The organism is Blautia sp. HA9023, assembly GCF_056504095.1.
In genome coordinates, this window is the sequence record NZ_JBWLUR010000006.1 from 1,046,097 (window position 1) to 1,059,502 (window position 13,406).

Sequence of the window (13,406 nt, forward strand, 5' to 3'; positions counted from 1 at the left end):
TATGAATCTTAAAGGAAGAAATTTCCTGACACTGAAAGACTTCACACCGGAAGAGATCACTTACATGATCGATCTTGCAGCGGACCTGAAAGCAAAGAAAAAAGCCGGAGAGCTTCATGAGTATTACAGAGGCAAGAACATTGCCCTGATCTTTGAAAAAACAAGTACAAGAACACGCTGTTCCTTCGAAGTAGCTGCTCATGATCTGGGAATGGGTTCCACTTATCTTGATCCGACAGGTTCCCAGATCGGAAAGAAAGAGAGCATCGCAGATACAGCAAGAGTTCTTGGAAGAATGTATGAAGGAATTGAGTACCGCGGATTTGGCCAGGATATTGTTGAGGAGCTTGCAAAACATGCAGGTGTTCCGGTATGGAATGGTCTGACAAACGAGTATCATCCGACACAGATGCTTGCAGATATGCTGACAGTACGTGAGCATTTCGGCAAACTGAAAGGCCTGAAACTTGTATACATGGGTGATGCCCGTTACAACATGGGTAACTCCCTCATGGTTGTATGCTCCAAACTTGGTCTCGATTTCGTAGCCTGCACCAATAAAAAATATTTCCCGAATGATGAACTGGTAGCACAGTGCCAGCAGTGGGCAAAAGAGGCAGGTTCCACCATCACTCTCACAGAGGATGTAGAGGCAGGAACCAAAGATGCAGACATTATCTACACAGATGTATGGGTATCCATGGGCGAGCCTGACGAAGTATGGACAGAGCGTATCCATGACCTGACACCATACAAAGTTACGAAACATGTAATGGAGAACGCCGGTGAGAAGGCAATCTTCCTTCACTGCCTGCCAGCATTCCATGATCTTAAGACAAAGATCGGAAAAGAGATGGGCGAGCGTTTCAACCTTACAGACATGGAGGTTACAGACGAGGTATTCGAGTCTCCGCAGTCCAAGGTATTTGACGAAGCAGAGAACCGTATGCATACCATCAAGGCTGTGATCGTTGCTACATTAGGAGAGCCGGAGAAATAATGGCAGAGTTATTTAATGAAGAAATAATTTCACAGGCAACACATACAAAATGGGCGGGCAAAACCGTCCATTTTGCAAGAGAAATTGATTCCACCAACCTCTGGGGCAAACGTGCCTGGAAGGAAGAAGGAGCGGGACATGGTGAGCTTTTTGTGGCAGAGTATCAGTCCGCAGGCCGTGGACGTTTTACAAGACGGTGGAGTGCACCGCCAGACAGTGCCATCACCATGAGCATTCTTCTCTGCCCGGAATTTTCTCCTCAGAAAGCGCCGATGATGACACTTGTTATGGGACTTTCTGTTGCACAGGCAGTTGCGGATCTTGGTCTTGATGTAGGAATCAAATGGCCTAATGACGTGGTAGTTTCCCGCAAAAAAATCTGTGGGATCCTTACCGAGATGACCATGAAACAGGATAAGATCGGCTGTGCGGTCATTGGCGTCGGGATCAATGTAAATATGGACAGTTTTCCGGAAGAAATGGCGGACAAAGCTACCTCCCTGTATCTGGAAAGCGGACATCTTTTTGACCGGGCAGAGGTAACCGGACTTGTGATGAAGCATTTTGAGGAAAATTATGAGAAGTTTGTGGAGACAGAAGACTTAAGCGGCCTGAAACCGGATTATGAGAAACTTCTGGCCAATCTGAACCAGCCGGTACGTGTGCTGGATCAGAACGATCCGTACGAGGGAATCGCAAGAGGAATCAACGCCGGCGGGGAACTTCTGGTGGAACGTGCAGACGGCACCATTGAAGAAGTAAATTCTGGAGAAGTTTCTGTGCGAGGACTGTACAGCTATGTGTAAAAATAGAGAAATACAGATCGGATAAAATTTCCGGCAGTAGTTTTTCGGCAATGTTTTATGATGAATTTATGTTATAAATAAAGGAGTATTTATGTATCAGGATAACATTGTGCTCTGCGGAGCAAGCTCATATGAGCAGAAATATTATTTTAACCAGGATTTTGCGTCCCTTCCGGAAGCAGTAAAGCAGGAACTGCAGATCATGTGCGTGCTTTTCACAGAGGATGTAGGCGGGATCCTGACACTGGAATTTGACGAGGACGGAAGCCTGCAGTTTAAGACAGAAGCACTGGAGGCAGATGCCCGTTTTGATGAGATCGGAAGTGCGCTGAAGATCAAGGAACTCCAGCGTGACAAAAGAGAGCTTCTGGAATCTCTGGAAATGTACTACAAAGTATTTTTCCTGGGAGATATCCCGGACGAGGAACTTAAGAAAAAAGCAGATACAGTTGAGGACTGATCCATGAAGATGCAGTGGAAGATCGGAAATGTGGAGATCCCGAATCCCTTTGTGCTTGCGCCGATGGCCGGGGTTACAGATCTGGCATTTCGAAGACTTTGCAAGGAGCAGGGAGCAGGACTGATCTGTATGGAGATGGTCAGCGCCAAGGCAATTTCTTTTCACAATAAGAATACAGAGGCACTGATGGAGATCGATCCAGGGGAGCATCCGGTATCCATGCAGCTTTTTGGCAGTGAGCCGGATCTGATGGCAGAGGTGGCAAAAAGTATCGAGGAGCGTCCTTTTGACATTCTCGATATCAATATGGGATGCCCTGTCCCCAAGGTGGTAAACAACGGGGAAGGCTCCGCACTTCTGAAAAATCCTAAACTGATCGAAGAGATCGTACGCAGTGTTTCCGGCGCCATTTCCAAGCCGGTGACTGTGAAAGTGCGTATCGGTTTTGATGATAAAACACCGGTGGATGTGGTGGAAATCGCCAGACGTGTGGAAGATGCCGGGGCAGCAGCCATTGCTGTACATGGAAGAACCCGCCAGCAGTATTATTCCGGACAGGCAGACTGGGATGCCATCCGCAGGGTGAAGGAAGCGGTGACGATTCCCGTGATCGGAAACGGAGATATCATTTCACCGGAAACCGCAGCAGCCATGTTTAAAGAAACCGGCTGTGATGCGGTGATGATCGGCCGTGCAGTACGTGGAAACCCGTGGATCTTCCGGGAGCTGAACCACTATTTTCTTACCGGAGAAAAACTTCCGAAACCAACCGTGGAGGAAGTTTGTGAAATGATCCTGCGTCATGCCAGAAACCAGATCGAAATCAAAGGTGAATATATCGGAATCCGTGAAATGCGGAAACATGTAGCCTGGTATACGGCAGGCATGCGGCACAGTGCCGGAATCCGGAGAGAATCCAACAATATTGCAAGTTATGAAGAACTGAAAAAACTTACAGATATGCTTCTTGAACGATAAAGAGGAAGAAACCGCCAGGGCTATTGACAAGGAACAGAACGCGTGCTACAGTCAGTGGGTCGGTCAGAAAACATAAGAGCTTTACAGGAGAAAAAAAGTACAGATGCCAGATAAAATAGCAGTTTTGATACCTTGCTATAACGAAAGTAAGACTGTAGCCAAGGTTATCCGTGATATGCGAAAAGCACTTCCGGAGTCTGTGATTTACGTATATGATAACAATTCCACAGATGGTACAGACGAGATTGCGAGGAAAGAAGGGGCTGTTGTCCGTTATGAATATCAGCAGGGAAAGGGCAACGTAATCCGCAGTATGTTTCGTGATATTGATGCACAGTGCTATCTGATGGTTGACGGGGACGACACCTATCCGGCGGAATTTGCGGCACAGATGTGTGAGAAAGTTCTGAAAAACGGAACAGACATGGTTGTCGGAGATCGCCTGTCCTCTACATATTTTACAGAGAACAAACGTCCTTTCCATAATTTCGGAAACAGCATTGTCCGTGGTTCTATCAACCGCCTTTTCAAAAGTGATATCAAGGACATTATGACCGGATACCGGGCAATGAGTTACCGCTTTGTAAAAACATTTCCGGTCCTTTCCAGAAATTTTGAGATTGAGACAGAAATGACGATTCATGCCATTGACAAGAACATGCAGGTAGAGAATGTGATCATTGAATACCGCGACCGTCCGGAGGGAAGCGAATCCAAACTGAATACCTACGCAGATGGATTTAAAGTGCTGAAGACGATCATGAGAATGTTTAAAAATTATAAGCCGTTGGAATTCTTTTCTATTATAGCAGCGGTGCTGTTTGTAGTCGGGATGGCATTTTTTATTCCGGTACTGATCCACTTTCTGGAAGTGGGAACTGTGAACAAACTGCCTACACTGATCGTAAGTGGATTTGTGATCATGACAGCGATTATCTGCTGGTTTTCCGGAATTATCCTGTCTACACTGGTCAATCAGCACAAGCAGGATTTTGAGTTCCAGACACAGATGGTAACCAACCGGTATAAAGACCTTTTCCCGGAAGAAAAATAAGAAACAGAAATAAGAAAAAATGCTGCGAAAAAACCGTGTGGAAATTTAAATTTTCCTGCGGTTTTTTCTACATTTTCAGGGCCCTTTTTTCGACGTGGAATGCTTGACAATACAGGGGCTTTTCGGTATAATACAGGAATTGTGAATATCCTGAGGTTTTTACGCCCTTTTTTAGGAAAAAGAGCTCTTGGGAATGGTAGCAACAGAAATATCCGAAGCTGTATTTTTTCAGAAAAAAACAGCGCGGTTTTGAAAGGAAGTAAGGCAAAATGGAAGAAGCAAAGAAGAACTTACTCACATACGCAGGACTTAGAAAACTGGAAGACGAGCTGCACGATCTGAAAGTTGTTAAGAGAAAAGAAGTTGCAGGAAAGATTAAAGAGGCCAGAGAGCAGGGAGACCTTTCTGAGAACGCTGAGTACGATGCAGCAAAAGACGAGCAGAGAGATATCGAGGCACGTATCGAGGAGATCGAGAAGATCCTCAAGAATGCCGAGGTTGTAGTAGAGGACGAAGTTGATCTTGACAGAATCAGCGTAGGCTGCAAGGTTAAGGTTCATGATTATGAGTTTGATGAAGACATGGAGCTGAAGATTGTAGGTTCCACAGAGGCTAACAGCCTTGAGGGTAAGATCTCCAACGAGTCTCCGGTAGGTAAGGCGCTGATCGGCGCTCACACCAACGATATCGTTGAGGTTGAAATGCCGTCCGGAATCATGAAATACAAAGTTCTTGAGATCCAGAGAAACGTATAAAACAGGTAACGGAGCGGATCGCACATATCCGCTGAACGATAGATAGATTAAGGAGGCCAACAAGTGGCAGAGCAGAAGAAGCAGGATGTAAACCAGCTGCTTAAGGTACGTCGTGACAAACTGGCAGACCTTCAGGCAAACGGCAGGGACCCGTTTCAGATCACAAAATTTGATCAGACACATCATTCCCTTGAGGTAAAGAAGCTTTATGAAGCACATGAGGCAGAGCTTCTCAAAGACCGCAAGGAGCTTGACGTAACAGGTCTTGATGAAGAGCAGGCAAAAGAGGCTCAGAAGAAGGATTATGAAGAAAGAAGAAGCATCATGGACGCAAGCCCGATCCACGTAGCGATCGCAGGACGTATGATGTTCAAACGTGTAATGGGAAAAGCTTCTTTCTGCAATATCCAGGACTTACAGGGTAATATTCAGGTTTATGTGGCGAGAGACGCCATTGGAACCGATTCCTATGCAGATTTCAAGAAATCTGATATCGGTGATATTTTTGGTCTGGAAGGATTTGCTTTCAGAACAAGAACAGGTGAGATCTCCATTCATGCAGAGAAGATGACTCTTCTTTCCAAGAGTTTACAGATCCTTCCTGAGAAATTCCACGGGCTGACAGATACAGATACCCGTTATCGTCAGAGATATGTGGATCTTATCATGAACCAGGACAGCAAGAATGTATTCATCAAACGTTCCCAGATCATCAAAGAGATCCGTAACTTCCTTGCAGGACGTGACTTCATGGAAGTTGAGACACCAATGCTGGTTTCCAATGCAGGTGGTGCCGCAGCAAGACCGTTTGAGACACATTATAATGCGCTGAACGAAGATGTTAAGCTTCGTATTTCCCTGGAGCTTTATCTTAAGAGACTGATCGTCGGCGGACTTGAGAGAGTTTACGAGATCGGCCGTGTATTCCGTAACGAGGGTGTTGACACCCGTCACAATCCGGAGTTCACTCTGATGGAGCTTTATCAGGCATATACTGATTATGAAGGAATGATGGAACTGACAGAGTCCATGTTCCGTTACCTTGCAGAGAAAGTCTGCGGTTCCACAAAGATTTCCTACAATGGTATTGAGATCGATCTTGGTAAGCCGTTCGCACGTCTGACCATGAACGATGCCATCAAGAAATATACAGGAATCGATTTTGACGAAGTAGCAGATGATGAGGCAGCAAAGAAACTTGCTGACGAGCATCATATCGAGTATGAGGACCGTCATAAGAAAGGTGATATCATCAACCTCTTCTTCGAGGAGTACTGTGAGAAAGAGCTGATCCAGCCGACATTCATCATGGATCATCCGATCGAGATTTCTCCTCTGACCAAGAAGAAACCTTCTGATCCGAACAAGGTAGAGCGTTTCGAGCTCTTTATCAATACATGGGAAATGTGTAATGCATATTCCGAGCTGAACGACCCGATCGACCAGAGAGAGCGTTTCAAAGCACAGGATGCTCTTGCAGACGCAGGTGATGAGGAAGCCAACCACACAGACGAAGATTTCCTGAACGCACTGGAGATCGGTATGCCGCCAACAGGTGGTATCGGATACGGAATCGACCGTCTCGTTATGCTCCTGACAGACAGCCAGGCAATCAGAGACGTACTTCTGTTCCCGACAATGAAGAGCCTTGACTCTGATAAGAGCGCAGCCAAAGCAGGCGATACTGCAGAGGTAGCAGCAAACGACAACAACGGATTCTTCACACCGAATGAGAAGATCAACTTCTCCAATGTAAAGGTTGAGCCTTTATTTGAAGAAGATGTTGACTTCGATACATTCAGCAAATCTGACTTCCGTGCAGTTAAGGTTAAAGAGTGTGTTGCAGTTCCGAAGAGCAAAAAACTCCTTCAGTTCACACTGGACGACGGAACAGGCACAGACCGTACCATCCTTTCCGGAATCCACGCTTACTATGAGCCAGAAGAACTGGTAGGCAAGACCCTGATCGCGATCACAAACCTGCCACCACGTAAGATGATGGGAATCGAGTCCTGCGGTATGCTGCTTTCCGCAGTAAATAACCTGAAGGATTCTGAGGATGAAGAACTTCATCTGATCATGGTTGATAACCATATCCCGGCTGGTGCGAAACTGTATTAATATGAAATTATAAATAAGAAAAATGAAAGCACTTCTTGGAGGTTGATCTGGGAAGTGCTTTTATTGAATCATAAAAGAGGTAGTGTCTATGGAAAAAGACCCGTTTAAAGAGTATTTGCGAGAGTCTGAACCAGATAAAGCGTATAAAGGTTATGCTTGGAGTACAGCAATTGGGCTTCAGGCAGTGGACGGACTTAAACCATCTAAATATTTGGTTGATACTGCCATTCAGAATATTGAAGGCAAAATCACGATGAAAGAAGCACAAAGCCTTATTGATAGCTACTATGAAGAAAGACCAGTACATTTGTCTGATGATGAACGTACCGAGGAAGCAGATAAGGTTTCTTTGCGTATTGCAGAACTTCTGTCCGAAACAGGGTTTTCATTTTCTCCAAATGAATATATCTCTATCCATCGCAAACTTTTCCAGGGAATCTACGAACATGCCGGAAAGTTCAGGGATTATAACATTACAAAGAAAGAATGGGTGCTTGATGGCGCAACTGTTATGTATGGTAGTGCTTCAGAACTGAGAGCAACGCTGGAATATGATTTTTCGCAGGAGAAAGCTTTTAGCTATAAAGGTTTGTCAATGGATGAAATTATCCATCATCTTGCGATATTTATTTCAAGATTATGGCAAATCCATATCTTCGGAGAAGGTAATACAAGAACAACGGCAGTGTTCTTTATTAAATATTTGCGGATGCTTGGATTCTCAGCGACCAATGACATTTTTGCAGAAAATGTGTGGTATTTCAGAAATGCACTTGTCCGTGCAAACTATACGAACTTACAAAAAGGTATTCATGAAACCACAGAATATCTTGAAGTATTTCTCAGAAATCTACTTTTAAATGAAAAAAATGAACTCCATAATCGCAATCTTCATATAAGTGGACTTTGGAATGGAAAAAAAGTGGATATTGGAGAAGAAAAAGTGGACATTCAAGACGTAAAAGTGGACATTGAAAGAGTGCTTTCTGAAAAATGTAACGACTTTTCGGTAAGAACAACTATTCATATCCACAGACTTTTCGAGAAATTTGGTTTTGAAGAAGTATTCGGCAGAAGTGCAGTTATGGAACTTCTTGAATTAAAAAGCTCAGGAGCATCCAAACTTCTTTCAAATCTGGTACAGGCAGATATTATTGAACCAGTATCCGGTCACGGAAAAGGAAAGTACAAATTCAAAAAATAATTAGAAGAAAAAATGTATATATGAGAGGAACTGTCTATGAAACAGGTTTTAGTAAGATAAGCGGGAATCCTCGGTAATTCAATTGCCGAGATGAAAGCGTAAACTGTGCATATCTGCACATTATAAGTAAAATATATTTATTTTTTTACTAAAAAATGCTGTATCCAGCTTTATTAAAAAAGAAAATATGTTCGGCATTTTATTGTGATATTCTTAATACTATGCTATACTATATGTATGAAGGAGAATCTTATACATTACCGCACTTGTGTGTGCAATATTAATTACCATATGGTATGGTCAGTGAAATACCGGCGGAAGATATTGAATGCGGAGATTGAAGCATATCTTCAGGAGCTGGTGCAGGAGATCGCAGCGGATAAAGGTTTTACCGTCCATTTGTTTGAATGCGGGGAAGGAGACCATGTGCACTGTTTTGTGTCTGCTCCTCCCAAATTATCCATAACTGCGATCGTGAAATATCTGAAAGGGATCACCGGCAGGAAATTATTCGAACGTTTTCCGGAAATAAGAGAACAGCTTTGGAAAGGAGAGCTGTGGAACCATTGCTATTATGTGGAAACGGTCGGGTCTGTGTCGGAAGAAAATATCCGCAGATATATTGAGCATCAGAGTAAAGCTTATTGAGATCATAGAGGTGGGAAATGCTGCTGTCAAAGAAAACATCCATAAAGGTCAGTCAGGAATATGCAAACGTCATCGGACATATGTGTTATGCGGCATCCAAGCTCTGGAATGTCTGTAATTACGAACGTCAGCATTACAAAGAAATGGGAATGGAGAAATACCCGGACTGGTATTATCAGAAAAAATCCCATAGAGAGGATCTGTGGTATAAACAGCTTCCATCTCAGACAGCCCAGGAAGTCTGCAAGCTGCTGGATAAAGCATGGAAATCTTTTTACGCCTTGAAAAGATCCGGAGGGATTGAGAATCCCAGACCACCGCGGTTTAAACAGGAAAGTATCCCCATTACCTATATGCAGATGGGAATTGTACATGAATGGGACACAGAAAAAGTCCGTCTGTCCCTTCCAAAAGCATTAAAAAGATATATGGAAGAAACGTATCAGATCCATGAGAACTTTCTTTATCTTGAAAATAAGATTTTCAGGGGCATGGATCAGATCAAACAGTTGCGGATCTACCCACCGGAAAAAGGTGAATGTAAAGTTATTGTTGTTTATGAGATTTCAGAGAGGGAAGAACTTTCGCAGAATGGACACTATCTGTCAGTTGATCTGGGACTTCATAATCTTATGACATGCTATGATTCCGGGAATGGGAATACATTTATCCTGGGCAGAAGATATCTTGCATTGGAAAGATATTTTCATAAAGAGATTGCAAGGGTGCAGGTACAATGGTATGGACAGCAGTCTGTGAAGGGAATAAAACATCCAGTCACATCAAAACATATTCGCAGATTATATCAGAAAAAGCAGAACTCGGTAACGGATTATCTACACAAGATCACAAGATACTTTGCAAAATACTGCCGTGAACAGGGAATTACCTGTGTTGTGGCAGGGGATATCCGGAATATCCGGAAAGGAAAAGACCTGGGACACAGAACAAACCAGAAGTTCCACAATCTGCCGTATAACAGGCTCTATAGCATGATGGAATATAAGCTTAAGATGTACGGGATCCGTTTTGTAAGACAGGAAGAAAGCTATACCAGCCAGTGCAGTCCGCTGTCACCAGAGGTGGAAAAAAGATATGCACAGCCATGCAACCGAAAACAAAGGGGACTGTACAGGGACAGAAACCGGAAGTATAACGCAGATGCTGTAGGTGCATATAACATCCTGAGAAAATATCTCTCCGTATCCGGAGAGAAAAAGGAACTGTCCGTAACCGGACTAAAAACGCCAGAAATAATAAAAGTAGCTGTATAGCTCTAAAGAGCAAACAGTAGTGGTGTCATGGACGCACCCTGAAAAGGCGGTATCCCGCCTTAATTCAGATGCTCTGGTAACTCAGTTGCCGAGTAGTTCACCAGATCACTTGGTATCCTGATGGATGCTTTAATGGCAAGCCTTCAGGAAATTTTAAAACTCAGCGATGAACAACTGACTGCTTTTACCGCTGATTTTGAAGCAAGACTGCCAGAATATCTGCGAAATGCACTCCATCCCAAGGCTGTAGTAGCATAAGTGATGCTAGAATATAAATAGTACAAGCCAAAATGAGAAATTCCAAATACACATAAGCATGATACAATAGAAACATGCTGAAGGAGAATCTCATATGGCAAAACAACATGACAAACAATTTAAACTTGATGCAATCCAGTATTATCAAGATCACAAAGATCTCGGGGTACGTGGATGTGCAGAAAATCTTGGCATCGGATACAGCACATTAACCAAGTGGCTGAAAGACTTCCGGGAATCAGGTGATATTCCTGTTCGTGGTTCTGGTAATTACGCATCTGATGAACAGAAAGAAATTGCCCGTCTCAGACGTGAATTACGTGATGCCCAAGATGCCCTGGATGTATTAAAAAAAGCAATCAACATTCTGGGAAAATGACGGAAAGAGTGTATGAAAAAACGCATACTGAGGCTGAGCTTCTGGTAGGTTAAAATGGAAAGAAATTTCTCATTTTAACTTGTACTAAATCTTGACATAGGACCAAATTCAACCTTAATGTTTTATAAAAAAATAATTTCAAGAAATAGAAATTTACTGTGAGTAGGCACATATAGATTATGAAAAGAAGAAAGTAATTCTTATTGATAGGCGTCTGACAAATATATACAAGAAAAAGTGGCATAGAAGCAATGAAATATTATCCCATTAGCATAAAAAATAATAACAAAAACTTATTTAAGTAATATTATATGAATAAGTTTATATTGAACTTATTCATATAATATTACTTAAATAAGTTTGAGGTGATCGAAATATGAAATATAATTTTCCAGAAGATTTGAGATCAATTCGGGCGATATTAGGCCTTTCTCAGAGAGAATTTGCAGAACAGATTGGAGTAGAGCAGGTGACTGTTTCAAGAAATGAGTTGGGAAAAACAGTTCCGTCTGCAAGAATTTTGGAGAATGTATACAGATTTGCATTTACAAAAAATATAAGAATAAATAAACTGAAAGAAATGCTCTGGAGAGATGCTCTGGAAAAAAATGAGAAATTGCTTTTCCATGGGGCGAAAAGTGAAATTACCGGGGAAATAGATATCTATAGAGGCAGGAGTAACAATGATTTTGGACAGGGATTTTATACAGGGGAAAGTTACGAGCAGGCAATCTCATTTGTATCAGGATTTGAGCATTCATCGGTATATTATATTCGTTTCAATGACACGAGTCTGAAATGTAAGAGATATAAAGTGGACCAGGAATGGATGATGACGATTGCCTACTATCGGGGGCGCTAGATGAATACAAGGAACATCCAACAATAAAAATGCTTGCAGAACAGTCCAGAGATTGTGACTACATAATTGCACCGATAGCAGACAACCGTATGTTTCAGATTATTAATTCATTTATTAATGGAGAAATTACAGATGAACAGTGCAAACACTGTCTTGCGGCAACAAATCTTGGAATGCAGTATATATTTATAAGTGAAAAGGCAGTATCGCAGGCTAAACTTATAGAACGATGTTATATTTCAGACAATGAAAGGGTCTGTATATTGATGAAATCCTGGTGTAAAGAGGTGGCCGATGAATGAGAAAAATAGATAAAGATGGATTGCTTTTGTGTGAACTTCAGGCGACTGCATTTGAAAACTCTGTTGATAAAATGGAGTCGAGCTCAGAGATTTTTATCAGGCGATTTATGAAAAGTAAAATAGCAAAAAGACTTGATAATGGGTCAGTCCTTGAAAGTAATATTCAGGCAAATGATATTTTACAGTTTGTAGATGAAGAGTATGGAGTTTCGGATTATGGAACTGTAAAATATACCCGCAACGAGATGTACTGGATTGGTTATATCTACAGGTATTTTGCGATTATCTGTGAGTTAACATCAGTACAGGTTTATAAAATTATAAAACCGAAGGAACTGAGAGGATTATTTCTTCCATATCATACCATGGATCCATCTCAGGCTGTGGAGAGGATACTGGAGGCAAAAGAAATGCCAATGGATGAGAATATGGAACTGGAACGTCAATATAAAATATTCAAAAAAATAAGAATGCAAAAAACAAAGAACGAGCAGGCTGGCGTTAAATAAAACGCTCAACCCGCTCCATTGTAGTTTTCAGAATCGTAATATCCGTCAGCACATCGCCGGTTTCCAGTGAATGGTTGGCGTTTTTTGTAAGAAAAAGAGGTACCTCTTTTTGCTGTGCCAGCTTCTGGATAATTTCGGTTTCGGCCCAGGGATCTGCGGTGCCGTGGAAGGCGATGCTTCCGGCCAGTGAGAAAGAAAAGGTATCCGCCAGAGGCGTAAACAGGATGCTTTTCACTGTCAGATCATGCCTGGAAGCATAGGCTGAAGATATGATAGTGCCAAGACTTTTGGAAATAAACAGAATACTTCCATATGAATGCCAGTCAACATTCTGGAGAAACTGTTCGGTATGTTTCAACGCAAGCTCGAAGGCCTGTTCCATTTTGGCACGGTCGCCTTTGACATTTTCGGGAAGAGAACCGTAAGATACATTCAGGATCTGATAACCTTGATTTCTGGCAAGGCGAGCTGCATAGTAAAGGAGCGGTTTATCAGGGCCATATCCGATACCCGGGAAAACAACGGCCAGCTTCGGGGCGTTGTTATCAGCTTCCGCTGTATGAGAGGAAGCTTTGTCATAGAGCATCTGCAGCTGGATTTTTTCCTGGAGCTCTTTTAAGGGAATGGAGATCGTACAGGAGTCGGATGGAAGGTAATCATAATCAGTAATAATGCCATCCTTTTCTCCGTGATAAACAATATGTGAGGAACCCATAAGTTCCATATCTTCTTCAATATCTGAAAGTAATTCTTCGTATGATTTCATTTTATTTCAAACCTTCTTATTAAAAAATTA

General features: G+C 42.5%; 15 protein-coding genes and 1 pseudogene. 15 read left to right on the top strand and 1 reads right to left on the bottom strand.

Features of this window, described 5'->3' with window-relative positions:
• Nucleotide 1 precedes the first annotated feature (1 nt).
• The 15 genes and pseudogenes from argF (at nt 2) to AC04Q6_RS08975 (ending at nt 12,610) form a co-directional block, all read left to right on the top strand.
• Nucleotides 2–1,000 carry an ornithine carbamoyltransferase gene (gene argF / locus AC04Q6_RS08905; RefSeq protein ID WP_021975947.1) on the top strand — a complete coding sequence of 333 codons (999 nt, stop codon included), beginning with the start codon at nt 2–4 and terminating at the stop codon, nt 998–1,000.
• Entirely contained in the window at nt 1,000–1,806 is an 807-nt protein-coding gene (locus tag AC04Q6_RS08910) for a biotin--[acetyl-CoA-carboxylase] ligase (RefSeq protein ID WP_021975946.1), read from the top strand. The genes argF and AC04Q6_RS08910 overlap by 1 nt, the downstream gene beginning before the upstream one ends.
• A 91-nt stretch (nt 1,807–1,897) precedes the next feature.
• Nucleotides 1,898–2,266, top strand: coding sequence for a DUF6145 family protein (locus tag AC04Q6_RS08915; RefSeq protein WP_021975945.1), 369 nt, complete (start codon nt 1,898–1,900; stop codon nt 2,264–2,266).
• 9 nt (nt 2,267–2,275) lie between these two features.
• Nucleotides 2,276–3,244 carry a tRNA dihydrouridine synthase DusB gene (gene dusB, locus AC04Q6_RS08920; protein ID WP_118063435.1) on the top strand — a complete coding sequence of 323 codons (969 nt, stop codon included), beginning with the start codon at nt 2,276–2,278 and terminating at the stop codon, nt 3,242–3,244.
• 103 nt (nt 3,245–3,347) lie between these two features.
• Nucleotides 3,348–4,298 carry a glycosyltransferase family 2 protein gene (locus tag AC04Q6_RS08925; RefSeq protein ID WP_021975943.1) on the top strand — a complete coding sequence of 317 codons (951 nt, stop codon included), beginning with the start codon at nt 3,348–3,350 and terminating at the stop codon, nt 4,296–4,298.
• A 269-nt stretch (nt 4,299–4,567) separates the two neighbouring features.
• The gene (greA, locus tag AC04Q6_RS08930) at nt 4,568–5,053 is read left to right on the top strand and encodes a transcription elongation factor GreA (RefSeq protein ID WP_021975942.1); all 486 of its coding nucleotides are present in this window, start codon (nt 4,568–4,570) and stop codon (nt 5,051–5,053) included.
• Nucleotides 5,054–5,377: 324 nt separating this feature from the next.
• Complete coding sequence (lysS, locus tag AC04Q6_RS08935) at nt 5,378–7,174, top strand: lysine--tRNA ligase (RefSeq protein ID WP_242997074.1); 1,797 nt, start codon at nt 5,378–5,380, stop codon at nt 7,172–7,174.
• 88 nt (nt 7,175–7,262) lie between these two features.
• Nucleotides 7,263–8,378, top strand: coding sequence for a Fic family protein (locus AC04Q6_RS08940; protein ID WP_476389643.1), 1,116 nt, complete (start codon nt 7,263–7,265; stop codon nt 8,376–8,378).
• Between the two features lie 237 nt (nt 8,379–8,615).
• Nucleotides 8,616–9,026: an IS200/IS605 family transposase gene (tnpA, locus tag AC04Q6_RS08945; protein WP_476389644.1), complete on the top strand. Its 411-nt coding sequence runs from the start codon at nt 8,616–8,618 to the stop codon at nt 9,024–9,026.
• 17 nt (nt 9,027–9,043) lie between these two features.
• The gene (locus tag AC04Q6_RS08950) at nt 9,044–10,300 is read left to right on the top strand and encodes an RNA-guided endonuclease TnpB family protein (RefSeq protein ID WP_476389645.1); all 1,257 of its coding nucleotides are present in this window, start codon (nt 9,044–9,046) and stop codon (nt 10,298–10,300) included.
• Between the two features lie 96 nt (nt 10,301–10,396).
• A pseudogene (locus AC04Q6_RS08955) lies at nt 10,397–10,558 on the top strand (IS4 family transposase); the annotation flags it as partial.
• A gap of 94 nt (nt 10,559–10,652) precedes the next feature.
• Nucleotides 10,653–10,937: a transposase gene (locus AC04Q6_RS08960; RefSeq protein WP_007889554.1), complete on the top strand. Its 285-nt coding sequence runs from the start codon at nt 10,653–10,655 to the stop codon at nt 10,935–10,937.
• 376 nt (nt 10,938–11,313) lie between these two features.
• The gene (locus tag AC04Q6_RS08965) at nt 11,314–11,799 is read left to right on the top strand and encodes a DUF3990 domain-containing protein (protein WP_278278421.1); all 486 of its coding nucleotides are present in this window, start codon (nt 11,314–11,316) and stop codon (nt 11,797–11,799) included.
• Entirely contained in the window at nt 11,763–12,101 is a 339-nt protein-coding gene (locus AC04Q6_RS08970) for a DUF3990 domain-containing protein (RefSeq protein ID WP_278278420.1), read from the top strand. Before AC04Q6_RS08965 ends, AC04Q6_RS08970 begins: the two co-directional genes overlap by 37 nt.
• Complete coding sequence (locus tag AC04Q6_RS08975) at nt 12,098–12,610, top strand: hypothetical protein (RefSeq protein ID WP_021975991.1); 513 nt, start codon at nt 12,098–12,100, stop codon at nt 12,608–12,610. The genes AC04Q6_RS08970 and AC04Q6_RS08975 overlap by 4 nt, the downstream gene beginning before the upstream one ends.
• Here AC04Q6_RS08975 and AC04Q6_RS08980 read toward each other — a convergent pair.
• Nucleotides 12,603–13,376, bottom strand: coding sequence for an alpha/beta hydrolase (locus AC04Q6_RS08980; RefSeq protein ID WP_119248177.1), 774 nt, complete (start codon nt 13,374–13,376; stop codon nt 12,603–12,605). The genes AC04Q6_RS08975 and AC04Q6_RS08980 overlap by 8 nt on opposite strands.
• Between the last annotated feature and the right edge of the window lie 30 nt (nt 13,377–13,406).